Raw genomic sequence first — 23,845 nt, 5'->3', positions numbered from 1 at the left:
GGGGGCAGGCTGGTGTCGGACAAGCCGGATTTCCTGGACGAGAATCAAGAGCCTGCGCTGGGGCGGCGAGGGCCGTCCCGCAGGTCCGTGCGCGCGTTCTCGATCGTTTTCATCGCGTTCGCGCTGATCCGGGGTGCGTTGTGGGTCGTCCAGCTCGCCGGGGGCAAGGCCGGGGCAGGGAACGGCCTGATCGTGGGCGTGCTCCTCCTGGCCGGGCTGGGCATCGGGTATTGGGCCTGGTTCCGGATGCCGCCGGACGGCGAGGCACCACGCCGCCGCGGGGAACCGGTCGGCAGGCGACCCTGGCCGCCGGTGGTCGTCTGGGCTGTCCGGGTGGGTGCGACCGGCGGGCTGCTGATGATGCTGGTCATCTTCGGCTTCCAGGCCTGGTCCGGCTATGAGGAGAGCACGTGGGCCGAGACCGAGGGCGAGGTCGTCTCGCGGATGGAACGGGGCTCGAGCACCTATCTCGGCGTCTGGTTCGACAAGCACGAACCTGACGAGAACCTCGCGCTGGTCCTCGAGTGGGGAACCACTCACAAGGTCGGCGACACCGTCAGGATCCGCTACGACCCTGACGCCTCCGACGGGGTCCACGACGGCAGCCTCGCCGAGGCTCCGCAGTCGATCAGCCTGATCTGGGTGCTGCTGTTCTTCCAAGCCATGATCGCGCTGATCTGCGCCTTCTTGTCCTACTGGGCGTGGCGGACGCCCGTGAGCGGGGCCACGAGACAGAGCTGAAGCCCGGAATCCGGTCGTGTCACCGGATTCCGGGCTTCGGGTTCAGCACCCCGAGGTCACTTGGTGACCAGCTTCTGACCCGGGAAGATCAGGTTCGGGTTGCTGACGGTGCTCTTGTTCTTGTCCGCCAGGGTCTTCCAGCCGCCCTGGACGTTCTGCTTCTGGGCGATGCCCGAAAGCGTGTCGCCGACGACGACGGTGTAGTCACCGGCGCCGGTCTGGACGGGCGCGGTGGCAGGCTTCGGCGCGACCTTCGGTGCGGCCTTCGGGGTGGCCTTCTTCTGCACCGGCTTGGTGGCCTTCTTGGTGGTGGCGGGCTTCTTGGCGGCGGCGCCGCCGGCGGCGCCGGCCTTCTTGCCGCACACGGGCCAGGCGCCGATGCCCTGGGACTTCAGGACATTCTCCGCGACGCGGATCTGCTCCTCACGGGAAGCGTTGTGCGCACTGCCCTTGCCGCCGTTGGCAGCCCACGTCTTCGGGTGGAACTGGAGGCCACCGGAGTAACCGTTGCCGGTGTTGATCGACCAGTTGCCGCCGCTCTCACACTGCGCGATGGCATCCCAGTTGACGCTGCCTTCAGCCTGCGCCGGTGCCGCTGCGATCGCCAGTGGCGCGCCGACCGCGAGGCCTGCGATGGCGACGCGAGCGATGGTGCGGGTGGCGAAGGTCGGCCTGCGGTGCTTGCCGGGGTTAGTCATTTCGCTCTCACCTCCAGCGCCTGCTGCGTGCTGGCAGGGGTCACTCGGGGTTCGCCCTACCTGCCCCCGTCCGGAAGTTGTCTCTCACTCGGGGCTTGGGTCCTGCGAGCCCACCGGACGGGGTTCGGCGCTGCGGGCTCTCAGGTCTTGCCGGGTTGGTCGGGTCCAACCCGAAAGCGACCGTACGTAACCGGAACCGAGATCGGAAATTTATGAGGGCGTGACCTAGCTCACAGTAACGCCGCGCAACTCTGCGCGATCAAAGGTATATCCGCAGGTAGGAGTGCCGTTATCGGTTCGTATCCTGCCCGAGATTTTTCACTCTAAGTGAGACCTGTGTCATGCGTGTCGCAGCCCGGTTGGGCCGTTCGTGGACGTCCGTTCAGCCCCCCGCAAACGGCGGCAGGACGTCCAGCTGAACTCCGTCCGACAGCCGGGTGGCGCGTGACCGGACCGCGATCCCGTCGATCAGGAAGCTGCACGCGGTCAGCACGCCACTGAGCTTCTCGCCGTGCTGCTCGGCGATGGTCCGGGCCGCGTCGGCCAGCGTCGCGCCTGCTGGGAGGGCTATCAGCTCCTCCTCGATCCCGGCGGCGGCGCGCGCGCCCGCGAAATACCGGACCTGGACTGTGACTTTGTCACTCACCCAGGCGATTCTAGTCCCGGATAGACATACATACCGTATGTATGTTTTTATGGGCGGCATGGAGCGGAAGACCGTCCGGTTGAGCCGGGCGACCATCGACTACCGGGAGCTGGGTCAGGGGTCGCCGGTGGTGTTCGTGCACGGCCTGCTGGTCAACGGCGACCTCTGGCGGCACGTCATGCCGGCCGTGGCGGAGGCCGGAAACCGTTGTATAGCACCGGACTGGCCACTCGGCGGGCATGTGACACCGGTGCCGGACGCCGACCTGACGCCGCCGGGCCTCGCCGGCATGATCGCCGAGTTCCTGGACACAATGGACCTGAGCGACGTCACGCTTGTGGCGAACGACACCGGCGGCGCGCTCGTTCAGCTTCTGCTGACAAGGAATCCGGAGCGGATCGGCCGGGTCGTGCTGACCCCTTCGGACTGTTTCGAGTACTTCCTCCCGCCGCTGTTCGCGCCGTTGCCGAAGCTCGCGAAGGTGCCGGGCTTCGTCTGGTTGCTCGCCAACGCGGCCCGTCCGCGCTGGGTCCAACGACTGCCGATCGCCTTCGGATACCTGGCAAAACGCCCTTTTCCCGATGAGATCGCCGACTCGTACCTCGCGCCGAGCCGCCGGAGCAAGGCGATCAGGAAAGACGTGACGAGGTTCCTCCGGACCATCCATAAACGACACACCTTGGCCGCCGCGGCGAAACTCGGCGACTTCACCAAGCCGGTGCTGCTCGCGTGGGCCAGGGAGGACAAGGTGTTCCCGGTCACGCTCGCGTACCGGCTGGCGGACGTCCTGCCCGACGCGACCGTCGTCGAGATCCCGGACAGTCTCACGTTCGTGCCCGAGGACCAGCCGGCCGTACTCGCTGACGCGATCGTGCGGTTCGTCACGGCAAACTAGGCGGCATGCCGCGAACCCAGCAGGACCGATCGAGGGCGACGCGGGCAGCGTTGATCAAGGCCGCCCGGCCGCTGTTCGCCGAGCGGGGATACCCGAACGTCGCGGCCGACGAGATCGTCGCGGCCGCCGGGCTGACCCGTGGCGCGTTGCACCACCATTTCAAGGACAAACAAGGCCTGTTCCGTGCGGTGTTCGAGCAGATCGAGGCCGAACTGAGCGCCGAGATCGAGGCCGCCATGGACGCGGCCCCGGACGTGCCGGCCCGGCTGGCGATCAGCCTGCGGGCGTTCCTCGACGCCTGTCAGCGGCCGGAAGTGCTGCGGATCGCCTTGCAGGACGCGCCGACCGTGCTCGGCTGGGACGCCTGGCGTGAGATCGAGTCGGAGCACGGCCTGAGGCTGATCGACGACCTGCTGCGGCGGGCGGCCGCGGCGGGCGTGCTGGCGCATGAGCCCTCGGAGGTGCTGGCCCGGTTCGTCTTCAGCCTGCTGGTCGAGGCCGTCATGGTGATCGCGCACGCCGACGACGCCGATCATGCGCGTCACCAGGTGGAGTTGTCCCTCGGCATCATGCTGTCCGGCCTGCTCAACGCGCCTGGTTGAGCCGACGGCCCGTTGTCCTGCTCATGGGCGTTTCCGCCAGCTATGATGTCTTTAGAGCAAAGCTTGTCAGTAGCTAAGCCTCTTAGTTCGTAAGATACTGGAGGCTCGGAGGAGTGGTGTGCCATGTCGACCTCGACCGAGCGCGGCACGTATCCGGTGCCCCCGGACGAGCTGGCGCGGTTCGGCGACATGGGCCGCGAGATGAGCGGCCTGACCGTGCTGTTCCACTCCCGGATCGCCGACAGCATGGGCGTGTCCGCGACCGACTACAAGTGCCTGGACATCGCGATGCGCGTGGACGAGCCGCTGACCGCCGGTCAGATCGCCAAGTTGTCCGGCCTGTCGACGGGCGCGGTCACCGGCGTGATCGACCGGCTGGAGAAACACGGCTTCGTCCGGCGGGTGCGTGACCCGCACGACCGCCGCAAAGTCCTCGTCGAGGTCACCAAGGTCGACGAGAGCAAGTACGACCACCTGTTCACCGGGCTCGTCGAGGGCATGCAAGACGTGCTGTCCCGGTTCACGCCGCAGGAGCGGGCGGTCATCGAACGGTTCCAGCGCGAGATGATCGACCGGTTCCGCCGGGACGCGTTCGCCGAACTGGACAAACGCTGATGCCCCGGTTCCGGTTCGCCGAGGCCGCCAAACTGCTCGGCGTCAGCGACGACACCGTCCGGCGCTGGGTCGACGCCGGCGAGCTCTCCTCGGGCCTGGACGCCTCCGGCCGCAAGGTCGTCGACGGCGCCGAACTGGCCGAGTTCGCCCGGTCACACGCCAACGAAGTGCCCGACCCCTCCGGGATCGGGCGATCCGCCCGGAACCGGTTCGTCGGGCTGGTCACGTCGATCGTGATCGACAAGGTGATGGCGCAGGTGGAAATGCAGTGCGGGCCGCATCGGATCGTCTCCCTGATGTCCGCCGAGGCCGTGCGGGAACTTGGTCTTGAACCGGGCTCGCTCGCGGTGGCTGTGGTGAAGGCGACGACCGTGATGGTGGAAACCCCATAGTCCACGTCGGATACCTTCTTCGTATGGGTTTCCTGGGGCGCATCAGACGGGGGTTCGGTCGGGGGCGGACACCCGAGGAACAGTTCACGGACGATTTCGTGGCCACCATCAACCGGCTGCCCGGGATCGCGAAGATCACCAGGACCGACGGGTTCGGCATCGACGTGCGGCGGGTGGGGGAGACCGGCGCGCACTCGATCTTCCTGGGCAACCTGTTCGCCGAGGTCGAACACCTTTCGCCGGCCGAGCGCAAGGAAGCGGTGCACCAGTTCGTCGCGGCGATGTTCGCCCAGCCGGACGAGCCGGAGAGCTGGGAGGCGGCCGCGCCGCGCCTGCGGCCGGTGCTGCGGACCGCCTCGTACGCCCAGGCCGGGCAGGTCGGCGGGATCACCGTGGCGAGCAGGCCGGCGTTGCGGCACCTGGTCGAGATGATCGTGATCGACCACGAGCACCGGATGAGCCTGGTCAACTCGGACAGCCTGGAGGAGTGGGGAGTCACCTTCGACGAGGCGTACCGGCGAGGTGCGCAGAACCTGATGGTCGAAGGCACCCATCTGGCCCGGCTGGACAACGGCGTACTGGCCGTGGCCAGTGAGGACACCTACGAGTCGTCCCGGCTGGTGGTCCCGGGCTGGCTGGCCGGACTCGGCGAGGAGGTCGGCATCCAGCCGGTGGCGGTGGTGCCGTCCCGCGACATGATGCTGATCGCCGACGAGCGGGACGACGCGGCCGTCCGGTGGATGCTCGACGAGGCGCTGAAAATCTTCGCCGACCACCCGCGCTGGCTTTCCCCGGTTCCGTACAAAGCGGACGAGGACGGCGACATCGTCGCTTGGCGGCCGTCCGTGGGCCATCCCGCGTATGCGGCCGTGCGGTTGGCGGAGCGGACCCTGGAGACCTACGAGTACCGCGAGCAGCGCAACCGGATGGAGCGGCTGTTCCGGCAGGCTGGGGAAGACCTCCAGATCGCCGAGTACGAAGTGGGCACGGGATCGGACGGGCTGGCTCGGAGCGTGACCACCTGGCCGCGCGGGCACGACGCTCTGCTGCCGTATGCCGATGACATTCTTTTCCCGGCGGACGGCGGGGCGTTCCGCGTGCCGTGGTCGACGGTGGCCGAAGTGCTCACCACCGAGTGGGAGGAAGCGCTGACCACACCGCCACGGCGCCGGACCCTGCGGTGGCCGGACGAAGAGGTGCTGGGGAAGCTGCGGTCGCAGTCTTCCGACGTGTAGCGCTCAGTCCTCAGGCGTGTGCGGCAGTTCGACGATCAGGCACGGTCCGCCCACGAACAGGCCGCCGTCGATGCCGAGGACCTTGCCGCCCGCGTACTCGTAAGGCGCTTCGACCTGGGCGGGCAGGATGCCCAGCTGGTCGGCGATGACGCTGTGGCCGTGCACGATCTGCCTGCCGCCGAGGATGTCCAGGAACTGCTCGGCGACCTCGGTTCCCTGCGGGCCGCGGAAGGAGTACCGCGTCGTCATCCGGCGCCAGCACTCCCACCATTCGCCCAGGTCGTCCGAGGCCAGCAGCTCGCGGACGGCTTCGTTGATCTGGTCGACCGTCTCGCCCCACTGCAGGTACTCGATGGTGTCGGAGTGCATCAGCAGGTGGTCCGCCACCAGCGCCAGCACCGGCCGGGACGTCAGCCACTCCAGGTGTCCGGGCGTCAGGCCCTCCTGGTCGGCCGGTTGGCCGCCGTTGATCTCCCAGCTGCGGGCGAAACTGCGCGGCCCGAAGTCCGAGGGCACGTCCGTGTCGCCGAAGCGGTGCATGCCCAGCATCAGGATCTCGTGGTTGCCGAGCAGGCTGTCGACCATCCCGCCGGACTCGGGTGCCTGCTCGCACAGCCGCATGACGAGGTCGATCACGCCGATGCCGTCCGGCCCGCGGTCGACGAAGTCACCGAGGAACCACAGGCGGGTTTCCCCGCCGGACCAGTTCGTCTCCTCGTCGACCAGGCCTTTCGCCCGCAACGCGGCTGCCAGCTCGGCGCGGTGCCCGTGCACGTCCCCGATCACGTAGGTCCGTCGCTCATCCCGCACGGATGGAGACGATACGAGCTTCATCAGTCGAACGGATTCAAGGTATGCCCAATCAGGTCCGCGATTGAATTGATCACCCTGGTCGGGCGGTACGGGTACTGCTCGGCCGTGTGCTCGTTCGAGATCCCCGTCAGCACCAGGATGGTGGCCAGTCCGGCCTCCAGGCCCGAGCGTACGTCGGTGTCCATCCGGTCGCCGATCATCAGCGTGTTCTCCGAATGCGCGCCGAGCGAACGCAACGCCGAGCGCATCATCAGCGGGTTCGGCTTGCCGACGAAGTACGGGCTGAACCCGGTGGCCCGCTCGATCAGCGCGGCCACCGCACCGGTCGCGGGCAGCGAGCCCTCCCGGGACGGGCCGGTCGCGTCCGGGTTGGTCGCGATGAACTTCGCGCCTTCCTCGACCAGGCGGATCGCCTTGGTGATCGCGGTGAAGCTGTACGTCCTGGTCTCGCCGAGGACCACGTAGTCCGGGTCGCGGTCGGTCAGCACGTAACCGATCTCGTGCAACGCCGTGGTCAGGCCGGCCTCGCCGATCACGAAGGCCGAGCCGCCGGGCCGTTGCGAGTCCAGGAACCGCGCGGTGGCCAGCGCGGACGTCCAGATCGAGGTCTCGGGAACGTCAAGACCTGTCCGAAGCAGCCGCGCCCGCAGGTCGCGTGGCGTAAAAATAGAGTTGTTGGTCAGCACATGGAACCGGATGTCGTTGGCACGCAGTTCAGCGAGGAACTCGTCCACGCCGGGGACGAGGTGGTCCTCGTGGACAAGCACACCGTCCATGTCCATCAGGTAGTTCCAGGTCATGGGGACATGATCGCAGTGTCGCGCGCGCCAGGCCCTTGCGGCCGTCCTGATGGGCTTGACCGCCCATCCGGCGGACGATAGGAATGGCGACTGGAGTAACGGCGAGGAGTCGAGTTGGGTCGCAGGCACAAGCCGAGTCGCTGGCCGGTCAACTGGACCGTCGTCGGCGTTGCCGCTGTGCTCACCCTGGTCATCGGAATTGTGGTGGCCTTCCTCGTCAACGACGAGAAGCGCAGCGGGATCGTGGTGCCCGCGCCGAGCTCCGCGCCGCCCGTGCTGATCAAGCCGACCGGGCAGTCCGCCGGCCTGGAACCCGCGGTGAGCGCGTCGACCCTGCCAGGCCGGTAGCGAACACCCCTAAGGTGAGATGGACCACACAGTCGGGAGGCTCGCCGTGACTCGTCCTAGCTACGCCTCGGGTACGTCGACCGTGCCGTTGCTCGGGGACACCATCGGAGACGACTTCGACCGGACGGTTGCCCGGTTCCCTGACCGGGAGGCGCTCGTCGAACGCGCGTCAGGCCGCCGGTGGACCTATCGGGAACTGTCCGACGAGATCACGGCGGTCGCCCTCGGCCTGTTGGCCTCGGGCGTGCGCAAGGGCGACCGGGTCGGCATCTGGTCGCCCAACTGTGCGGAGTGGACGTTCGTCCAGTACGCGACCGCGAAGATCGGCGCGATCCTGGTCAACATCAACCCGGCCTACCGGGTGCACGAGCTCTCCTACGTGCTCAACCAGTCCGGCATCCGCACGCTGGTCTCGGCGTCCTCGTTCAAGACGTCGGACTACGCCGCGATGATCGCCGAGGCCCGGCCGAACTGCGCCGCCCTCCAGGACGTGGTGCTGCTGGACAGTCCGGAGTGGACGCGGCTGGTCGAGACCGGGCGGGCCGGTGATCCCGCGAGGCTGGCGGAGATCCAGCTCTCCCCGGACGATCCGATCAACATCCAGTACACGTCCGGGACCACGGGCTTTCCCAAGGGCGCGACCCTGTCGCACCACAACATCCTGAACAACGGGTACTTCGTCGGTGAGGGCTGCCGCTACACCGAGGAGGACCGGGTGTGCATCCCGGTGCCCTTCTACCACTGCTTCGGGATGGTGATGGGAAACCTGGCCTGCACGTCGCACGGCGCGTGCATGGTCATCCCGGCGCCGTCGTTCCAGCCCGCCGAGACACTCGCCGCGGCGGCCGAGGAGAAGTGCACGTCCTTGTACGGCGTGCCGACCATGTTCATCGCGATGCTGGCGGAGCCGGACTTCGACTCGTACGACCTGTCGAGCCTGCGGACCGGGATCATGGCCGGGTCACCGTGCCCGGTCGAGGTGATGAAGCAGGTCATCGAGCGCATGGGGATGAACGAGGTGACGATCTGCTACGGCATGACCGAGACGTCCCCGGTCTCGACACAGACCACCGCCGAGGACTCGCTGGACCGCCGGGTGTCCACTGTGGGCAGAGTGCACCCGCACCTGGAGGTCAAGGTGGTCGACCCGGAGACCGGATTGACCGTGCCCCGCGGCACACCGGGCGAGTTCTGCACCCGCGGCTACTCGGTGATGCTGGGCTACTGGGAGGAACCGGAGAAGACCGCGGAGGCCATCGACGCCGCCCGCTGGATGCACACCGGTGACCTCGCGGTGATGGACGACGAGGGCTACCTGAGCATCACCGGCCGGATCAAGGACATGGTGATCCGTGGCGGCGAGAACATCTATCCCCGGGAGATCGAGGAATTCCTCTACACGCACCCGGACATTCTTGACGCACAGGTGATCGGCGTACCGGACGAACGCTACGGCGAGGAGCTGATGGCGTGGGTCCGGATGCGTGAAGGCGCGCAACCGTTGACGGCCGGGACACTGAAGGAGTTCTGCGCGGGCAAACTCGCGCATTACAAGGTGCCGCGGTACGTGCACGTGGTCGACGAGTTCCCGATGACGGTCACCGGGAAGATCCGCAAGGTCGAGATGCGCGAGGAAGCCAGGAAGATCCTCGGCCTGTAGGGCGGGGTCGCATCAAGGGCCGCATACCCTGACTCGGCGCGGTTTGACACGGGAATCCCGCGGGCGGCCTCGGAGCGGCAGGCCGGGGAGGCCCTCCATGGACGCAGTGCTTGAACACCCGGTTCAGCCGTCGGGCCTCTGAAGCACGGACGAGTTCACGGCCGCCCTTCCCCGTGTGAAACCGCGCCGCACCCCGGGGCCGATGACACTCGGAACCCGCCTGGCTCTCGCCGTACCGCATGGGAATTTCAGGGTGCCGGAAAGGTCGACACGGGGTGCCGGAAAGGTCGACACGGGGTGCCGGAAAGGTCGACACGGGGTGCCGGAAAGGTCGACACGGGGTGCCGGTGCGGGTTACCGGCTAGCCTGACTGTGTGACCAAATGGGGAGTGGTGGCCACCGGCAAGATCGCGGATATCGTGACCTCGGACATGGCCCTGGTGCCGGACGCCGAAGTCGTCGCGGTTTCCTCGCGCAGTACGCCGAAAGCGGAGGAATTCGCCCGCAAACACGGGATACCCCGGTTCTACGGCGACTACCACGACATGCTGGCCGACCCGGACGTGGAGGTCGTCTACGTCGCCACCCCGCACAGCAGTCACTACATCGTGGCCAGGAACGCTTTGCTGGCAGGCAAAGCCGTGCTGTGTGAGAAGCCGATCACGGTGACGCTCAAGGACGCCGAGCGGCTCGTCGAGCTGGCTCGCAAACAGAAGGTCTTCCTGATGGAGGCGATGTGGACCCGCTTCAACCCGTTGGTCAAGCGCGTCCGTGAGCTCGTCGCCGAAGGTGCCGTCGGCTCGATCCGCAGTGTGCACGCGGACTTCGGCGGTCCGTCCGCGCACGATCCGGCGCACTGGCTGTGGGATCCGGCCGCGGGTGGCGGATCCCTGCTGGACTTGGGCGTCTACCCGGTCTCGTTCACGCACATGCTTCTCGGTGCACCGGAAAGCATTGCCGCGCACGGAACCCTGATCGACGGCGTGGACGCCGAGGCCGCGCTCCTCCTGCGTTACCAGAACGGGTCTTTCGCGCAGTTGTCGTCGTCGCTGGTCGGTTACTACTCGAAGGCCGCGACGGTTGTCGGCACGGCGGGCCGGATCGAGATCCCGCCGTTGTTCTACCGTCCCACCGAATTCACCGTGGTCCGGCCAGACCGGCCCGACGAGAAGCATTCCCTGGAGATCCAGGGGCACGGGTACCACTACCAGATCGCCGAGGTCGTCAAGCGCGTCCAGGCGGGGCAGACCGAGAGCCCGGACATGCCGCTGGACGAGACCCTCGCGGTCATGCGTACCCTCGACGAAGCCCTTGACCAGCTCGGCGTCAGCTACCGGTGACGGTCAGCCAGATCAACGCCAGGTTCAGCGTGATCACCAGCGCGGCGATCACCCAGGCCAGCGCGGTGGTGACCCGGTGGTTGACGTTCGCGCCCATCAGGCCGCGCGAGGAAGTCAGGCGTACCAAGGGGATCAGCGCGAACGGGATGCCGAACGACAGCACCACCTGGGAGATCACCAGTGCCCACGACGGGTCCACGTTGAACGCCAGCAACACCACGGCGGGCACGAGCGTGAGCAAACGCCGGGCCAGCAACGGAATCCGCCGCCGCAACAGGCCGCCCATCACCACGGCCCCGGCGTAACACCCGACCGACGTCGACGCCAGACCGGAAGCCAGCAACCCGAGCGCGAACAGCAACGCGATGCCGCCGCCGAGGTGATCACCGATCGCCGCGTGCACGCCGGAAAGCGTGTCCACGCCGTCGATCCCGGCTAACGCGCTCGCGGCCAGCAGCAACATGGCCAAGTTCACGGCACCCGCGAACACCATCGCCGCACCGACGTCGTAGCGGGTCGCGTTGAGCAGACGGCCCAACGAAGGCCCGGTCTGCACCCCGTGCCGGTCACGCGCGAGAGCCGAGTGCAGGTAGACCGCGTGCGGCATCACCGTCGCCCCCAGCATCCCCGCCGCCAGCAGGACGCTCTCCGGGCCGGCGAACTGCGGCACCAGGCCACCGGCCACACCGGAACCGGACGGCGGCGAGACGAACAACCCGGCGGCGAAGCCGATCGCGATGATCAGCAGAAGTCCGGTGATGACCCGTTCGAAGGGCCGCTGCCCGGCCCGGTCCTGCACCAGCAGCAAGCAGGTCGACACCACGCCGGTGATCAGGCCGCCGGCCAGCAGGGGCAGGTCGAACAGCAGGTTCAACGCGATCGCGCCGCCCAGCACCTCGGCCAGGTCGGTCGCCATCGCCACCACCTCGGCCTGCGTCCAGTAGCCGAGCCGGGCCGGTGTGGACAGCCGGTCCCGGACTGCCTCGGGCAACGACAGTCCGGTGACCAGCCCGAGTTTCGCGGAGAGGTACTGCACGAGCCCGGCCATCACGTTCGCGACGACGACCACCCACACCAGCAGGTAGCCGAACTGCGCCCCCGCGGCCGTGTTGGTGGCCACGTTGCCGGGGTCCACGTAGGCGATCGCGGCGACGAACGCCGGTCCCAGCAGGGCCGCACCGGCTCGGAACCGGGTGATCCGGGGCTTGAGGGCACTGGCGAGCGACAACGGACCTCCCACGACGAACCGGCCGTGCCGAGAGATTACTGCGACTTACCTGCGACAACGTCCGCGAAGACCTTCGCGTCCTCTGCGCCGAACTGGTCCTCCAGCACCTCGGGTGAGTAGTCCAGGTCGATCTGGGCGACCGGCGTGCCCCGGGCCGACGAGATGGCTCCGAGCCGGCGCTGGGCGCGGTCACCAGCGTAAGCGACGTACTCCCGCGGATCGGACTCGAACGGGCGCGGCTCCTCGAACTGGCTGCCGACCCACTCGATCATGTTCAACGCGATCGGCAGCAACTCGCCCATGCGCTGGATGACCGCGTCGAACAGCGAGTCGTCCGCGGCGACGTGCCTGCGGCAGGTGAACGTGCCCCACGCCATGTGCCTGCGCTCGTCGTCGCCGATCCGGCGGACGAGTTCCTGCATGCCGGGCAGGATGCCGCGGCTGGTGCAGATCTTCTGCCACGCGTAGTAGCCCGTCAGGGCCAGCGTCCCCTCGATCACGTGGTTGTACGTCACCGAGGCGCGGATCTGGTTGAGCGGGCTCGGATCGTGTTCGAGGACCGCGAGCGAGTTGGGCAGTTCGTCGTAGAAAAGCTTGCGGTAGTAAGGGTTCTCGCCGACGAACGAGTGCAGGTCGCCGGTCAGCCCGACCGCGTCCATCCAGCGCCGGAACACCTCCGTGTGTTTGGCTTCCTCGAACGCGAACTGCGTGAGGTACATCTCGTCGGCGATCCGGCCCTCGGCGGCCATCGCCTTCATGAACGGCTGGATGTCCTCGGTGACCGCCTCCTCGCCGGCGATGAACTGCGCGCACAGGTACGTCGCCGACCGGCGTTCCTCGTCGGTCAGCGTCTCCCAGTCGGCCCGGTCCTTGCCGAAGTCGACGTCGGCCGGGTTCCAGAACCTGGCGTTGCCCTTGACGAACAGCCTGAGCGGGAACGAGTCCCAGTTGAGGCCGCCCGCGCGCAGCGAGGCGAAGCCCGTCCGCAGTTCGGATGTCGTGTCGGTCATGACTGGCTCCTTTGCCGATGACGATCAGGAATGGGCCTCGATCGCGGGCAGGACCACCGCGCACACCGCGTCGGCGGCTTCGGACGGCGTCCCGCCGGGCAGCAACATGTGGCTGACGGCGAGCCGGACGACGGTCTCGGCGATCAGCGCGGCGGGTTCCGGCGGCAACGCGGGGACCCGCTCGGCCAGGTTGCGGACGGTCTGCTCGATGGCGGGCCGGAACACCGGTTCGGCCCGGGTGGTCAGGAACGGCAACAGGTCCTCGGCCTGCGCGCCGCCCAGGACCGAGGCCACGAGGCGGTTCTCGCGGCCGTGCCGGACGGTGTGCTCGACCGTCGCGTGCAGACCTGACGCCAGGTCTTCCGTCGCGCGCCAGCGTTCCTCGCTGCCGCTGAGGAACTCCGCGACCGTCCGCAACGCGACCGCGTCGACCAACGCGGACTTGCTGCCGAACTCGTTGTAGACCGTCTGCCTGCTCACCCCGGCGCTGGTCGCCACGTCGATCATCCGCAGCCCGGCGAAACCCCGTTCGGCCAGCAGTTCGGCGGCTGCGTCCAGCAGCGTTTCGCGTAACGACAGCCGCACCCGTTCGGCGAACGGTGTGATCTCCGTCATGGCCCCAGTGTTGACACGGACTGTGACCGTGTCAACAGCCTGGACTCGATTGAGGGGTTCGTAAAGTCACCTAGGGTGATGACGTGACCCTGACTGTCGGCTTTGACCTGGACATGACGCTGATCGACGCGCGGCCCGGCATCCTCGTGGCGATGACCGCCCTGGCCGAGGAGACCGGTGTGGCGATCGACGGTGAGTTCATCGTGGCCAACATGGGCCCGCCGTTGCGCGACATGTTCCTTGCCGTCGGCATCCCCGAGGACACGGTGGACGGGTTGGTGACGCGGTTCCGCGCCTCGTACCCGGAGATCGTGATCCCCAGGACCGTGCCCATGCCTGGCGCCGAGGCCGCGTTGGCCGCCGTCAGGGCCGCGGGCGGACGGACGGTGATCGTCACGGCGAAGTACCAGCGCAACGCCGAACTGCACATCGAGGCGCTGGGCTGGGACGTCGACCACCTGATCGGGGACCTGTGGTCGGCGGGCAAGGCGGAAGCGCTGAAACTGCACGGCGCCGGCGTGTACGTCGGAGATCACATCGGTGACATGAAAGGCGCGGCGGCGGCGGGCGCACTGGCGGTCGGCGTGACGACCGGGCCGTGTGACGCCGCCATGCTGACCGAGGCCGGCGCCGACGTGGTGCTCGCCAGCCTGGCCGACTTCCCTGACTGGTTCAGCGCCGCCGCACCACGCTGAGAATCCCCAGTCCCAGGCCGATCGGCAGCAGCATCGCCGCGACGTACAGCCAGACGGACAGATTGGTCTGCCCGGTGGCGTACAGCACGAACACCGCGATGATCGCGATCAGGCCCACGACGAACATCGCCACGGCCGCGGGCAACAGGCTGAACTTCGACACAGGCAGCAGAGTATGCGCTACGCCGGGACCCCGGTTTGGCATAGGCTGGTACGACGCGTCCTGGGCGTGCCCGGGGCGCGTTAGTCGTGCGGCGTGGAGGGTGGAAACCGCGCGGCTGATGGAGTCGACGAGGGAACGGTGAGAGCTGTGCCGACCGGACGGGTCAAATGGTACGACTCGGAGAAGGGCTTCGGGTTCGTCACGCAGGACGGCGGGGAGGACGTGTACGTCCGTGCTTCCGCGCTGCCGCCTGGCGTGACGGGACTCAAGGCGGGACAACGCATTGAGTTCGGGGTGGCGGACGGCCGCCGTGGCCCGCAGGCGCTTTCGGTGCGGTTGATCGATCCGATGCCCTCGGTCGCCGAGGCGCGCAGGCGCCCGGCGGAGGAGCTGCACGGCCTCGTCGAAGACATGATCAAGTTGCTGGAAGCCAAGGTGCAACCGGACCTGAGGCGGGGCCGCTACCCGGATCGCAAAGCCACCAAGCGAATCGCCGAAGTAGTCCGCGCCGTAGCCCGCGAACTGGACCCGTAGGGGCTCATCTCGTGAGTGGCTACGCCGGTTCTTCGTGAGTGGTTTGTCCCGGTACCAGAACTAACCACTCACGACACGCGTCCCAGCCCGGCTGGTTCGCGTCTGTCGTGAGTGGTTAGTTCGGATTACAGCTATGCGCATGCATGGGACAAACCACTCACGAGAGCACCCTCAGGGACCAGCTGGCGTCGACGCCGAAGTAGAGTTCTTTGTTCTCGTTCGAGCCCAGTTCGCCTATTCGCTGCACTTCCACGTGCATCAGCTGGTCGCCTGCCGTGGGCGTCCGGAGCGTGTACGCGTAGGTTTCGCCTGCGCGGAACAGTGATGAGCGGGCCTTCTGCACTGAGCCGTCGGCCGCTCGATAACGGAACACCACGAGCCATGGTGCGTCCGCGACTTGCCTGGGCACGGAAATGTTCAGCGGCTTTCCGCCGGGTACGGGCAGTTCGCCGGTCGGCTGGCATTCCTCGAGCGCCGGGTCGCAGACGGGCGACGGCGTGATCCGCACGGTCTCGCCGTCGGCGAAGAACGTGACCTCCGGGTCGTGCGGCGCGGCGCAACCCGCGAGCAGCAGTCCGCCCGTCACCAGCGAGGCAATTCCAAATCGGCGCACGGTCGGAAGACTACGGGGTTTCGGTGCCCGCCCGCCGCGCCGGGGTGGCCCGGCGCACCACGTTGAGCAGGGAGTTCCCCTTCGTCGCGAGGATCGTCTGGACCATCCCGAGCGCCAGTAGGAGCGAGATCACCAGGAAACCGACCCAGAACGTGGTCGGCAGCAGCACGCCCAGCGCGCCACCGAACACCCAGCCGAGCTGCAGCACGGTCTCCGACCGGCCGAACGCGGACGCGCGCGACTCCTCCGGCAGGTCGTGCTGGATCACCGCGTCCAGGCTGTTCTTCGCCAGGGCCGCGGCCGTCGACGCGATCAGGCTGACGATGGCCATCGTGCCGATGCCCGGCAGGATCGTGGCGACCACGGTCGCCGTGACACACGCGACCACGCAGCCGAGCACCATCTGATCAGGCCTGGACACGAGCAGTTTGGAGCCGATGGCGTTGCCGCCGAAGCTGCCGATGCCCGCCGCGGCCGCGATGATGCCGAGCAGCAGCAACTGCTGGGCCGGTTTGCCCTCGGTCTCCGCGCGGATCGCGAACGCCGAGAACATCATCAGAAAGCCGGTCAGCACCTTGACGGTTCCGTTGGCCCACAACGAGATCACCACGTGCTGGCCCATCGGCTGGCGGGTCGGCCGCTTCGGCGTCGCCGACAGCGTCGCGGGCACCTCGCCCTCGGTCACCTCGACCCACGCCGGAATCCGCATGCCCTGCACCGCGCCCGCGACACAGATCGCCGCGGTGAACCACAACGCGGCCTCGGAGTTGAAGATCTGCGTCAGCCCCGCGGCGATCCCGCCGAACACCATGCCCGCCACCAGGCCGAAGGTCGTCAGCCGGGCGTTGGTCTTGGACAGCGTGATCTCCGGCGGCAGGACTCTCGGCGTGACCGCCGCCTTGAGGACCGTGAACGACTTCGACAGCACCATCTTGCCGAGCGCGGCCGGGTACAGCAGCCACGAGTCGAAGTTGGTGGCCATCACGACGCACATCAACGCCTGGCCCGCGGAGGCCACGCACATGGCGAGCCTGCGGCCGCGCTGGATCCGGTCGAGCGCGGGCCCGATCACCGGCGCGACCAGCGCGAACGGTGCCACGGTGATCAGCAGGTACAGCGCGATCTTGCCTTTGCTGCTGTCCGCGCTCGCGGCGGCGAAGAACAACGTGTTCGCCAACGCGACGGCCATGGCGGCGTCGCTGGCGTAGTTCAGCATCGTCGCGTACGTCAGCGACGTGAGACCGGACTTCTCGGCACCGTCGGCCTTCGCGGCGCGCTTGAACGCGTGCACCGCTTGCTGCGTCAGCTGCTTGCTGCGCAGCGCCGCCACACGCGTGACGGTGAGCTTCTTGGGCATGTGGGGGATGCCCCCGCGCGGCAGCGCCGCGGCTTCCGCACCGTGATGCGCCTCGGGCGGCTGTTGCTCGGGTTGTTGCCGGGGAGGCTGCTGCCGAGGCGGTTCGTCGTAGTAGTCGTACGGGCCCGTGTGGCCGGTACGAGGCACCGGATAGCCGTCAGGGCCATAACGGGTCGACGGCGGCGGGGGCGGCTGCTCACGGCGTAACGGGGTGGTCTGCCGGTACTCCTCCGGCACGGGCGGCGGCGGTGGAGGCGGCTGGCGCCTCGGCGGCGGAGGCGGAGGTGGCTGCCGGCGCTCGCTGAACTGCTGCGGCTGCCGGGCAGTCCACTTACGGGTCTTCTTCGGGTTCCGGCCCTTGGCAGGCCGGTCCCCGCCTTGGTCGTCAGAGCCGGAACGAAGCACAACTCCATCCTGCCGTAAAGCCCTGGCCGCCACACACGGAGATACCTAACCGGCCGTGACGAACTTCACCCGGAACATCTTCGGCCACAACTTGCCCGTGACCAGGAACTCGTCCGTTCCGGGGACGGCGGCGACGCCGTTGAGCACGTCCGTGTTCGCCCGTTCCGCGGGCGTCAGCAGTCCGGTCAGGTCGATCGTGGCCGTGACAGACCCGGACGCCGGGTCGATCCGCACGACGGTGTCGGTCTGCCACACGTTCGCGTACACCCCGTCCGGCGTGCATTCCAGCTCGTTGAGCCGGGTGACCGGCTCGCTGCCCGAGCGCACCCGGACCTCGCCGACGGGATCGAAGCTGTCCTGGTCGCGGAAGGTCAGCTTGTCGGTGCCGTCGCTCATCACGAGGCGCTGCCCGTCGTGGCACAGCCCCCAGCCCTCGCCGGTGTACGGCACCCGCCTGACCTCGGCGAGCGTCTGCTTGTCCCGCTGGATCGCCACGCCGTCCTTCCAGGTCAGCTGCCAGATCGCGGACCCGGTGACGGTCACGCCCTCCCCGAACATCGGCGACGGCAGGTCGACCTTCTTCGCCACCCGCGCGGTCCGCGGGTCGACCTCGCGGACGCTGGACTCGCCTTCCAGGCCGGTTCCCTCGTACAGGCGGTCGCCGTCGAGTTCGAGGCCCTGGGTGAACGCCTTCGGATCGTGCGGCAGCACCTCGACGACCTCGGCCCGCATCCGCACGGGCCCTGGCTCCGCATTCGGAGCAGTGCTGGTGCCGCAAGACGCCAGCAATACGCAGGCCGTGAGAACAACGTGCACCTTCACGCGGGAAGGGTGACACACGTGGTGCACAATCTTCGTGATGAGCACGACGCCCGAACTAGACGCTGCCCTCGCCGGCGCGGTGGAGCGCGCCCGCGCTGCCGCCCGTGAAGAAGCCGGTGACGAGGTCGGTGCGCACGTGGGTGTGCAGCCGGAGAGCGAAGCCGCGGTCACGCACCGGTTCGAGGCCGACAAGCCCGGCTACCGCGGCTGGCACTGGGCCGTCACGGTGGCCAACGCCGGTCCCGGCACCGAGGTGACCGTGAGCGAGGTCGTGCTCGTGCCCGGGCCCGACGCGCTCGTGGCTCCGGCGTGGGTGCCGTGGCAGCAGCGGGTGCAGGCCGGTGACCTCGGTGTCGGCGATCTGCTGCCGACGTCCCCCGACGACCCGCGGCTCGTGCCCGCGTACGTGCAGTCCGACGACGAGGCCGTGGAAGAGGTCGCGCGGGAGATCGGCCTCGGCCGCGTCCGCGTGATGTCCCGGCCGGCTCGCCAGGACGCGGCCGCGCGCTGGCAGGACGGTGAGTTCGGGCCGCGCTCGGACATGGCCCGCAGCGCGCCGGAACACTGCGGCACGTGTGGCTTCTACCTGCCGGTCGCAGGCTCCTTGCGGGCCGCGTTCGGCGTCTGCGGCAACGAGATCTCGCCGGCCGACGGGCACGTCGTGCACGTCCAGTACGGCTGCGGCGCCCACTCGGAGCTGCGGATCGACCAGGGGTCGCCGGTGCTCGTGGCGGACCTGATCTACGACGACTCGTTGCTGGACGTCGAGCGGGCCCCGGCAGAGTGAGCAACGACGAATTGCTTGTCGGCACGGACCCTTTCGGCACGCGGCGCTTACGAGAGGCAGTGCTGGCAGCGTGGAGCGCCTCGCCGACGCGGTTCCGTGAGGACGCGAACGCCGAGGAAGACCTGCGGCTCGGCGCGTACCGCGATCGGCTGCTGGTGGAACTGGCCCAGAACGCCGCCGACGCGGCCGGGTTCGGCGGACGGCTCCGGCTGTCCATTGTGGACAACGAGCTGCGGGCGGCCAACACCGGCGCGCCGCTCGACGCCGACGGCGTCGCGGCCCTGGCTTCGCTGCGTGCTTCGGCGAAGCGGGACATCCTCGGCACGGTCGGGCAGTTCGGCGTCGGTTTCTCCGCCGTCCTGTCGGTGACCGACGAGCCCGAGGTCGTCTCCACCACCGGCTCGGTCCGGTTCTCCGCGCGGCGGACCCGGGAGATCCCCGAGATCCAGGACCACGTGGCCGCACGCGCCGGCCAGGTGCCGGTGTTGCGCCTGGTCTGGCCGACCGCCTCGGTGCCGCCCGAGGGCTTCGACACCGAGGTCCGGCTGCCGTTGCGGCCGGACGTCGACCAGGACGCGCTGCTGGCGGGCTTCCGTGAGCAGGCGCCGGACCTGCTGCTGGCGTTGCCCGGTCTGGCGTCGATCGAGGTCGGCGACTCGCGGTGGACCAGCACCGACTCCGCCGACACGGTGGTGCTGACCGGCCCGGAGGGCACGACCCGCTGGATGCTGCGCCGGGCGACGGGGAAACTGTCCGACACGGCCGGTCTCGGCATGGAGACCAGCACCGAGTGGATGGTCTGCTGGGCGATCCCGGTCAGCGAGTCCGGCGTGCCGCAGCCGTTGACCGAAGACGTGTTGCACGCCCCGACCCCGACCGACGAGCGGCTTTCGTTGCCCGCACGGCTACTGGCCAGCCTGCCGATCGAGGCCTCCCGTCGCCGCGTGATGTCCTCACCGGCGGTCGCCGAGGTGCTGGCGGAAGCGGCCAAGCTCTACCCCGCACTGGTCTTCGACATCCCCGAGGCGCACCGGACGGCCCTGGTGCCGGTGCCCGGGTTCCCCCGGTCCGATGTGGACGCCCAGATCCGGGACCTGCTGATCGCCGAGTTGCGCACGCACGCCTGGCTGCCCGGTGTGCTGGAGTCCCTGGCCCCGGCCTCGGCCAGGGTGCTGGAGATCCCGTCGGACGCGTTGGCGGACCTGCTTTCGGATGTCGTGCCCAACCTGGCGTCCGCCCAGCTCGCCCAGCCGGAGCACGCACACGCCTTGGCGGCGCTGGAGATCTCACGCCTGCGGATCTCGGAGGTCGTCGCCGCGATCACCGGCATCGACCAGGAACCCTCGTGGTGGCGCAGGGTCTACGAGGCGCTGGCGCCGTTCGCCGAGAACGACGCGGCGATCCGGGAGAACCTCAGCGGCCTGCCGGTTCCGCTGGTGGACGGCCGTACGCTGCCCGGACCGCGCGGAACACTGCTGGCCGACGAGCCGGAGTTCCTGTCGGACCTGGACGTTCCGGGTCTGCGTCTGGTCCACCCGGATGCGGCGCATCCGCTGCTGGAACGGCTCGGCGCCCGGCACGCGGGTGCGTCCGAACTGCTGGACGCGTTGCAGGAAGCCGTCGAACGCAGCGTCGCCGACGCTTCGGCGGGTCTGATCGTCTCCGGTCTCGCGCACGCGGTTCTTGGCCTGGTCGGCCAGGCCGGTGGCCGCCCGTGGCTGAAGTCGTTGGCGCTGCCCGATTCCGAGGGCGACTGGCGGGCCGCGGACGAGCTGGCCCTGCCCGGCTCGCGCTTCCTCGAAGTGCTGGACCCGGACTCGCCGCTCGGGCTGCTCGATCCCGAGTTCGCCGAACGCTGGTCCGCGGACGTGCTGTCGGCGGTCGGCGTGCTGACCGGCTTCGCCGTGATCGTCGACGAGGAGCCGATCGGCCCCGAGCACGACCTGGCGGACGAGGACGAGTGGTGGTCCTCCGGCGCCGAGGAGCCGAAACGAGTCGTGGCCGTCCGGGACCTCGACCTGGTCGCGGACGACAAGTGGCCGGAGGCGTTGCGGCTGCTCGCGCTCGAACCCGCGACATGGCAAGCACTGCGGGAACCCGGCGGCTACACCGCCTGGTGGATCTCCCGCTACGCCCTGCTCGAAGGCCAGGCACCTCGCACGTGGCGGACCGCCGGAGCCTCGGACCTCGTGGGCCTCTACGACCCGTTGCCGATCGAGCTCGGCGACGAGCTGGCCGCGGCGGCCGGAGTCCGTACCCGCCTGGAAATCAAGGACGCCGCCGACGCGGAGGACCTGCTCGAACGCCTCGGCGATCCGGCACGGACCGTTCCGCACGGCGTGTCGTTGCGCGCCCACGCGGCGTTGGCCGGTTCCGTCGACGTGTCGTTGCTCGACGCGCCCGAACGTGTCCGGGTGCTGTCCGGCGAGGCCGTGGACGCGGAGGACTGCGTCGTGCTGGATGCCCCGTGGCTCCTGGCTGTTCTGCCGCCGAACCGGGTCGTCGCCGCGCTGGACGACGACGCCGCCGAGCCGCTGGCCGAGTTGCTCGACCTACCGCTTGCTTCCGAGTCGGCCGGTGACGTGACCGGCGGCGAACTGGTGCCGTGGGCCGAACTGGGTGCTGTCGTCGTGGCCGCGGAGTTGCTCGGCTTCGAGTTGCCGCTTGAGGGCGTGATCGTGCACGACGAGCTCACGGCGAACGGCCAGCGCGTGCACTGGTGGGTCGACCGTCAGAACCGCGTGCACTGCGAGGACACCCCGGACGGTCTCGCACGGGCGCTGGCCTGGGCGTCCGACCGGTGGATCGACCGGCACGTGATCCACGCGATCCTCGAAGACCCCGACCCGAGCACCGTCCTGGCCTAGCCACCCCCACACCGCCGTGTCCACCATTCCGGCACCCCGAAACACACATTCCGGCACCCCGAGTTGCGCATTCCAGCACCCCGAGTTGGCCACTCGGGCGGTGGCGTCAGCCCGAACGGGCCAAGCCTGTGGCTGCTAGGGGAATTTCATGGTGCCGGAGTGGTGGACACACGAGTCAGAGGCCCTGTTGGGCGGTTTTCGAGCCGCGGCGGGCGGCGGAACGCTGCCAGGTCATGATGGCCATGCCGATGCCGCCCAGCACGATGCCGGTGAACGCGGTCCACGCCAGGATGCCCGGCCCGGTGAACAGGGCCACCGCGAGCACGCCGGCCCAGACGATCGTGCCGACGATCACGATCTGCCAGAGGTCCACCAGCCGCGCCGGTGGGGGCGGGGGCGGCGGAAGTGACTTTCCGGTTTCGCCTGGCGATTCGGGTTCCTTTTTGGACGCCACGTTTGGAAGGCTACCCGCATGGCCGAAACGACCAGCCGCCGCGGCGCGCTCGACCGGTTCTTCAAGATCAGCGAACGTGGGTCGACGACGGGCAGAGAGATCCGCGGCGGCCTGGTCACGTTCGTCACCATGGCCTACATCGTCGTGCTGAACCCGTTGATCATCGGCAGTTTCGCCGCCGACGGCCCGTCCGCGCACCGCGACGTGGTCGGCGACATCCTGCCCGTTCCGCAGGTCGCGGCGGTCACCGCGCTTGTCGCCGGGGTGATGACGATCCTGTTCGGCGTCATCGCCAACTACCCGTTCGCGCTGGCCACCGGGCTGGGCATCAACAGCTTCGTCGCCGTCACGCTGGCGCCGCAGATGACGTGGGCCGAGGCGATGGGCCTGGTCGTGCTGAACGGCCTGATCGTGATGGTGCTCGTGCTGACCGGCGTGCGGACGGCCGTGTTCAACGCCGTGCCACAGCCGTTGAAGGCCGCGATCGCCGTGGGCATCGGCCTGTTCATCACGCTCATCGGGCTTGTCGACGCCGGGTTCGTCCGGCGGATTCCGGACGCGGCGAACACCACGGTCCCGGTCGGCCTGGGCATCTCGGGGTCGATCGCGTCGTGGCCGACGTTCGTGTTCGTCGTCGGGCTGCTGGTCACGGGCATCCTGATGGCCAAACGGGTCAAGGGCGCGATTCTGATCGGCGTGCTGTTCAGCACCGTCTTCGCGATCGCGCTCGAGGCCATCGTCAAGGCCGGGCCGTCGCAGGGCATCGACCCCAAGGGCTGGAACCTCGGCTATCCGGCCATGCCCGAGCAGGCCGTCGGCCTGCCTGACCTGTCCCTGCTCGGGGACTTCTCGTTCGGCGCGTGGAGCAGGGTGCCCGCGCTGACCGTGGTGCTGCTGCTGTTCACGTTGATCCTGACGGACTTCTTCGACTCCGTCGGCACGATGACCGGCCTCGGCAAGGAGGCGGGCGTGATCGGCAAGGACGGCCAGCTGCCCGGCGTCGGCAAGGCGTTGTTCGTCGACTCGCTCGGCGCGGTCGCCGGTGGCGCGGCGTCCAGCAGTTCCAACACCGTCTACATCGAGTCGGCGTCCGGTATCGCCGAAGGCGCACGGACCGGCCTGGCCAACGTGGTCACCGGCCTGCTGTTCATCGCTGCGATGTTCCTCACACCGCTCTACCAGGTCGTCCCGGTGGAGGCGGCGGCTCCCGCGCTGGTCATCGTCGGCGTGCTGATGATGGCGCAGATCAAGGAGATCGACTTCACCGACTTCACGATGGCGCTGCCCGCGTTCCTGACCATCGTCGTCATGCCGTTCACGTACTCGATCGCCAACGGCATCGGCGCCGGCTTCATCAGTTTTGTGGTCCTGCGGATCGTGTCGGGCCGCGCCAGGACCGTGCACCCGTTGCTCTGGGTGGTCGCCGTGGCCTTCGTGGCGTACTTCGCGGTCGGCCCGATCCAGGGTGCTATCGGGTGACCTTGCGTGACGTTCGACCAGGTCACCAATT

Annotated in this window: 26 protein-coding genes; 14 read left to right on the top strand and 12 right to left on the bottom strand. The window is 68.6% G+C overall.

Annotated elements, in window-relative coordinates:
* The first annotated feature begins 12 nt into the window (after positions 1-12).
* Positions 13-741 (top strand): hypothetical protein, encoded by a 729-nt coding sequence (locus GC106_RS37720; protein WP_173140495.1) that lies wholly within the window; start codon positions 13-15, stop codon positions 739-741.
* A gap of 56 nt (positions 742-797) precedes the next feature.
* Here GC106_RS37720 and GC106_RS37715 read toward each other — a convergent pair whose 3' ends face one another.
* Complete coding sequence (locus GC106_RS37715; RefSeq protein WP_173140493.1) at positions 798-1,439, bottom strand: LysM peptidoglycan-binding domain-containing protein; 642 nt, start codon at positions 1,437-1,439, stop codon at positions 798-800.
* A 382-nt stretch (positions 1,440-1,821) separates the two neighbouring features.
* Positions 1,822-2,085: a MoaD/ThiS family protein gene (locus tag GC106_RS37710; RefSeq protein WP_376777806.1), complete on the bottom strand. Its 264-nt coding sequence runs from the start codon at positions 2,083-2,085 to the stop codon at positions 1,822-1,824.
* Positions 2,086-2,143: 58 nt separating this feature from the next.
* Between GC106_RS37710 and GC106_RS37705 the strand changes: the two genes are divergently transcribed.
* The 5 genes from GC106_RS37705 (at position 2,144) to GC106_RS37685 (ending at position 5,824) form a co-directional block, all read left to right on the top strand.
* Positions 2,144-2,980 carry an alpha/beta fold hydrolase gene (locus GC106_RS37705; protein WP_246367744.1) on the top strand — a complete coding sequence of 279 codons (837 nt, stop codon included), beginning with the start codon at positions 2,144-2,146 and terminating at the stop codon, positions 2,978-2,980.
* Between the two features lie 5 nt (positions 2,981-2,985).
* A complete protein-coding gene (locus tag GC106_RS37700) occupies positions 2,986-3,582 on the top strand; it encodes a TetR/AcrR family transcriptional regulator (RefSeq protein ID WP_173140487.1) in 597 nt (198 codons plus the stop codon).
* Between the two features lie 123 nt (positions 3,583-3,705).
* Positions 3,706-4,197 (top strand): MarR family winged helix-turn-helix transcriptional regulator, encoded by a 492-nt coding sequence (locus tag GC106_RS37695; protein WP_173140485.1) that lies wholly within the window; start codon positions 3,706-3,708, stop codon positions 4,195-4,197.
* Positions 4,197-4,589: a TOBE domain-containing protein gene (locus GC106_RS37690; protein WP_173140483.1), complete on the top strand. Its 393-nt coding sequence runs from the start codon at positions 4,197-4,199 to the stop codon at positions 4,587-4,589. Before GC106_RS37695 ends, GC106_RS37690 begins: the two co-directional genes overlap by 1 nt.
* A gap of 98 nt (positions 4,590-4,687) precedes the next feature.
* Positions 4,688-5,824, top strand: coding sequence for a DUF1444 family protein (locus GC106_RS37685; RefSeq protein WP_173140481.1), 1,137 nt, complete (start codon positions 4,688-4,690; stop codon positions 5,822-5,824).
* Between the two features lie 3 nt (positions 5,825-5,827).
* Here GC106_RS37685 and GC106_RS37680 read toward each other — a convergent pair whose 3' ends face one another.
* Positions 5,828-6,658 carry a metallophosphoesterase gene (locus tag GC106_RS37680; protein ID WP_173140479.1) on the bottom strand — a complete coding sequence of 277 codons (831 nt, stop codon included), beginning with the start codon at positions 6,656-6,658 and terminating at the stop codon, positions 5,828-5,830.
* Positions 6,658-7,437, bottom strand: a complete 780-nt coding sequence (locus GC106_RS37675; protein ID WP_173140477.1) for an HAD-IIA family hydrolase — start codon at positions 7,435-7,437, stop codon at positions 6,658-6,660. The genes GC106_RS37680 and GC106_RS37675 overlap by 1 nt, the downstream gene beginning before the upstream one ends.
* Before the next feature lie 114 nt (positions 7,438-7,551).
* On the opposite strand from GC106_RS37675, the gene GC106_RS37670 reads away from it, so the two are divergent.
* The 3 genes from GC106_RS37670 (at position 7,552) to GC106_RS49545 (ending at position 10,785) form a co-directional block, all read left to right on the top strand.
* On the top strand, positions 7,552-7,785 hold the full coding sequence (locus GC106_RS37670; protein ID WP_173140475.1) for a hypothetical protein: 234 nt from the start codon (positions 7,552-7,554) through the stop codon (positions 7,783-7,785).
* Between the two features lie 19 nt (positions 7,786-7,804).
* The gene (locus GC106_RS37665; protein WP_173140473.1) at positions 7,805-9,445 is read left to right on the top strand and encodes an AMP-binding protein; all 1,641 of its coding nucleotides are present in this window, start codon (positions 7,805-7,807) and stop codon (positions 9,443-9,445) included.
* A 374-nt stretch (positions 9,446-9,819) separates the two neighbouring features.
* A complete protein-coding gene (locus GC106_RS49545) occupies positions 9,820-10,785 on the top strand; it encodes a Gfo/Idh/MocA family protein (protein ID WP_312873200.1) in 966 nt (321 codons plus the stop codon).
* Here GC106_RS49545 and GC106_RS37655 read toward each other — a convergent pair.
* The 3 genes from GC106_RS37655 to GC106_RS37645 are packed head-to-tail and all read right to left on the bottom strand — an operon-like array spanning position 10,772 to position 13,638.
* Positions 10,772-12,013: an Nramp family divalent metal transporter gene (locus GC106_RS37655; protein WP_173140471.1), complete on the bottom strand. Its 1,242-nt coding sequence runs from the start codon at positions 12,011-12,013 to the stop codon at positions 10,772-10,774. The two genes, GC106_RS49545 and GC106_RS37655, sit on opposite strands and share 14 nt — an antisense overlap.
* A 35-nt stretch (positions 12,014-12,048) precedes the next feature.
* Entirely contained in the window at positions 12,049-13,023 is a 975-nt protein-coding gene (locus GC106_RS37650; protein ID WP_173140469.1) for a R2-like ligand-binding oxidase, read from the bottom strand.
* A 24-nt stretch (positions 13,024-13,047) separates the two neighbouring features.
* Entirely contained in the window at positions 13,048-13,638 is a 591-nt protein-coding gene (locus tag GC106_RS37645; protein ID WP_173140467.1) for a TetR/AcrR family transcriptional regulator, read from the bottom strand.
* Positions 13,639-13,721: 83 nt separating this feature from the next.
* Between GC106_RS37645 and GC106_RS37640 the strand changes: the two genes are divergently transcribed.
* Positions 13,722-14,333, top strand: coding sequence for an HAD family hydrolase (locus tag GC106_RS37640; protein WP_173140465.1), 612 nt, complete (start codon positions 13,722-13,724; stop codon positions 14,331-14,333).
* Here GC106_RS37640 and GC106_RS37635 read toward each other — a convergent pair.
* Entirely contained in the window at positions 14,311-14,496 is a 186-nt protein-coding gene (locus GC106_RS37635) for a hypothetical protein (RefSeq protein ID WP_173140463.1), read from the bottom strand. The two genes, GC106_RS37640 and GC106_RS37635, sit on opposite strands and share 23 nt — an antisense overlap.
* Positions 14,497-14,643: 147 nt before the next feature.
* Here GC106_RS37635 and GC106_RS37630 point away from each other — a divergent pair, with 147 nt between their 5' ends.
* Positions 14,644-15,030, top strand: a complete 387-nt coding sequence (locus tag GC106_RS37630; RefSeq protein ID WP_037254337.1) for a cold-shock protein — start codon at positions 14,644-14,646, stop codon at positions 15,028-15,030.
* Positions 15,031-15,187: 157 nt separating this feature from the next.
* On the opposite strand, the gene GC106_RS37625 is transcribed toward GC106_RS37630, so the two are convergent.
* From GC106_RS37625 to GC106_RS37615, 3 genes are read right to left on the bottom strand one after another with little or no spacing between them, the layout of a single operon-like run.
* Entirely contained in the window at positions 15,188-15,643 is a 456-nt protein-coding gene (locus GC106_RS37625; RefSeq protein WP_173140461.1) for a DUF2771 family protein, read from the bottom strand.
* A 10-nt stretch (positions 15,644-15,653) separates the two neighbouring features.
* Positions 15,654-17,405 (bottom strand): MFS transporter, encoded by a 1,752-nt coding sequence (locus tag GC106_RS37620; RefSeq protein WP_173140459.1) that lies wholly within the window; start codon positions 17,403-17,405, stop codon positions 15,654-15,656.
* Positions 17,406-17,450: 45 nt separating this feature from the next.
* Positions 17,451-18,221: a glutaminyl-peptide cyclotransferase gene (locus GC106_RS37615; protein ID WP_173140554.1), complete on the bottom strand. Its 771-nt coding sequence runs from the start codon at positions 18,219-18,221 to the stop codon at positions 17,451-17,453.
* A gap of 43 nt (positions 18,222-18,264) precedes the next feature.
* Between GC106_RS37615 and GC106_RS37610 the strand changes: the two genes are divergently transcribed.
* Positions 18,265-19,014 (top strand): DUF3027 domain-containing protein, encoded by a 750-nt coding sequence (locus GC106_RS37610; RefSeq protein WP_173140457.1) that lies wholly within the window; start codon positions 18,265-18,267, stop codon positions 19,012-19,014.
* A gap of 59 nt (positions 19,015-19,073) precedes the next feature.
* Entirely contained in the window at positions 19,074-21,881 is a 2,808-nt protein-coding gene (locus GC106_RS37605; RefSeq protein ID WP_312873199.1) for a sacsin N-terminal ATP-binding-like domain-containing protein, read from the top strand.
* Positions 21,882-22,056: 175 nt separating this feature from the next.
* Here the strand turns inward: GC106_RS37605 and GC106_RS37600 are convergent, their stop codons facing one another.
* Positions 22,057-22,335 (bottom strand): DUF2530 domain-containing protein, encoded by a 279-nt coding sequence (locus GC106_RS37600; RefSeq protein WP_173140455.1) that lies wholly within the window; start codon positions 22,333-22,335, stop codon positions 22,057-22,059.
* Between the two features lie 18 nt (positions 22,336-22,353).
* Between GC106_RS37600 and GC106_RS37595 the strand changes: the two genes are divergently transcribed.
* Positions 22,354-23,814, top strand: a complete 1,461-nt coding sequence (locus GC106_RS37595; protein WP_173140453.1) for an NCS2 family permease — start codon at positions 22,354-22,356, stop codon at positions 23,812-23,814.
* The last annotated feature ends 31 nt before the right edge of the window (positions 23,815-23,845 follow it).

Source organism: Kibdelosporangium persicum (assembly GCF_013280595.1).
GTDB classification, from domain to species: domain Bacteria; phylum Actinomycetota; class Actinomycetes; order Mycobacteriales; family Pseudonocardiaceae; genus Kibdelosporangium; species Kibdelosporangium persicum.
This window is presented reverse-complemented; position numbering and strand designations above follow the sequence as displayed.

What these genes read in the sequence shown, in the direction of transcription:
- GC106_RS37715 (WP_173140493.1), bottom strand. Translation starts at nt 1,439, where the DNA reads ATGACTAACCCCGGCAAGCACCGCAGGCCGACCTTCGCCACCCGCACC.
- GC106_RS37665 (WP_173140473.1), top strand. Translation starts at nt 7,805, where the DNA reads ATGGACCACACAGTCGGGAGGCTCGCCGTGACTCGTCCTAGCTACGCC.
- GC106_RS37650 (WP_173140469.1), bottom strand. Translation starts at nt 13,023, where the DNA reads ATGACCGACACGACATCCGAACTGCGGACGGGCTTCGCCTCGCTGCGC.
- GC106_RS37680 (WP_173140479.1), bottom strand. Translation starts at nt 6,658, where the DNA reads ATGAAGCTCGTATCGTCTCCATCCGTGCGGGATGAGCGACGGACCTAC.
- GC106_RS37690 (WP_173140483.1), top strand. Translation starts at nt 4,197, where the DNA reads ATGCCCCGGTTCCGGTTCGCCGAGGCCGCCAAACTGCTCGGCGTCAGC.
- GC106_RS37595 (WP_173140453.1), top strand. Translation starts at nt 22,354, where the DNA reads ATGGCCGAAACGACCAGCCGCCGCGGCGCGCTCGACCGGTTCTTCAAG.
- GC106_RS37695 (WP_173140485.1), top strand. Translation starts at nt 3,706, where the DNA reads ATGTCGACCTCGACCGAGCGCGGCACGTATCCGGTGCCCCCGGACGAG.
- GC106_RS37675 (WP_173140477.1), bottom strand. Translation starts at nt 7,437, where the DNA reads ATGACCTGGAACTACCTGATGGACATGGACGGTGTGCTTGTCCACGAG.
- GC106_RS37700 (WP_173140487.1), top strand. Translation starts at nt 2,986, where the DNA reads ATGCCGCGAACCCAGCAGGACCGATCGAGGGCGACGCGGGCAGCGTTG.
- GC106_RS37610 (WP_173140457.1), top strand. Translation starts at nt 18,265, where the DNA reads ATGAGCACGACGCCCGAACTAGACGCTGCCCTCGCCGGCGCGGTGGAG.
- GC106_RS37705 (WP_246367744.1), top strand. Translation starts at nt 2,144, where the DNA reads ATGGAGCGGAAGACCGTCCGGTTGAGCCGGGCGACCATCGACTACCGG.
- GC106_RS37645 (WP_173140467.1), bottom strand. Translation starts at nt 13,638, where the DNA reads ATGACGGAGATCACACCGTTCGCCGAACGGGTGCGGCTGTCGTTACGC.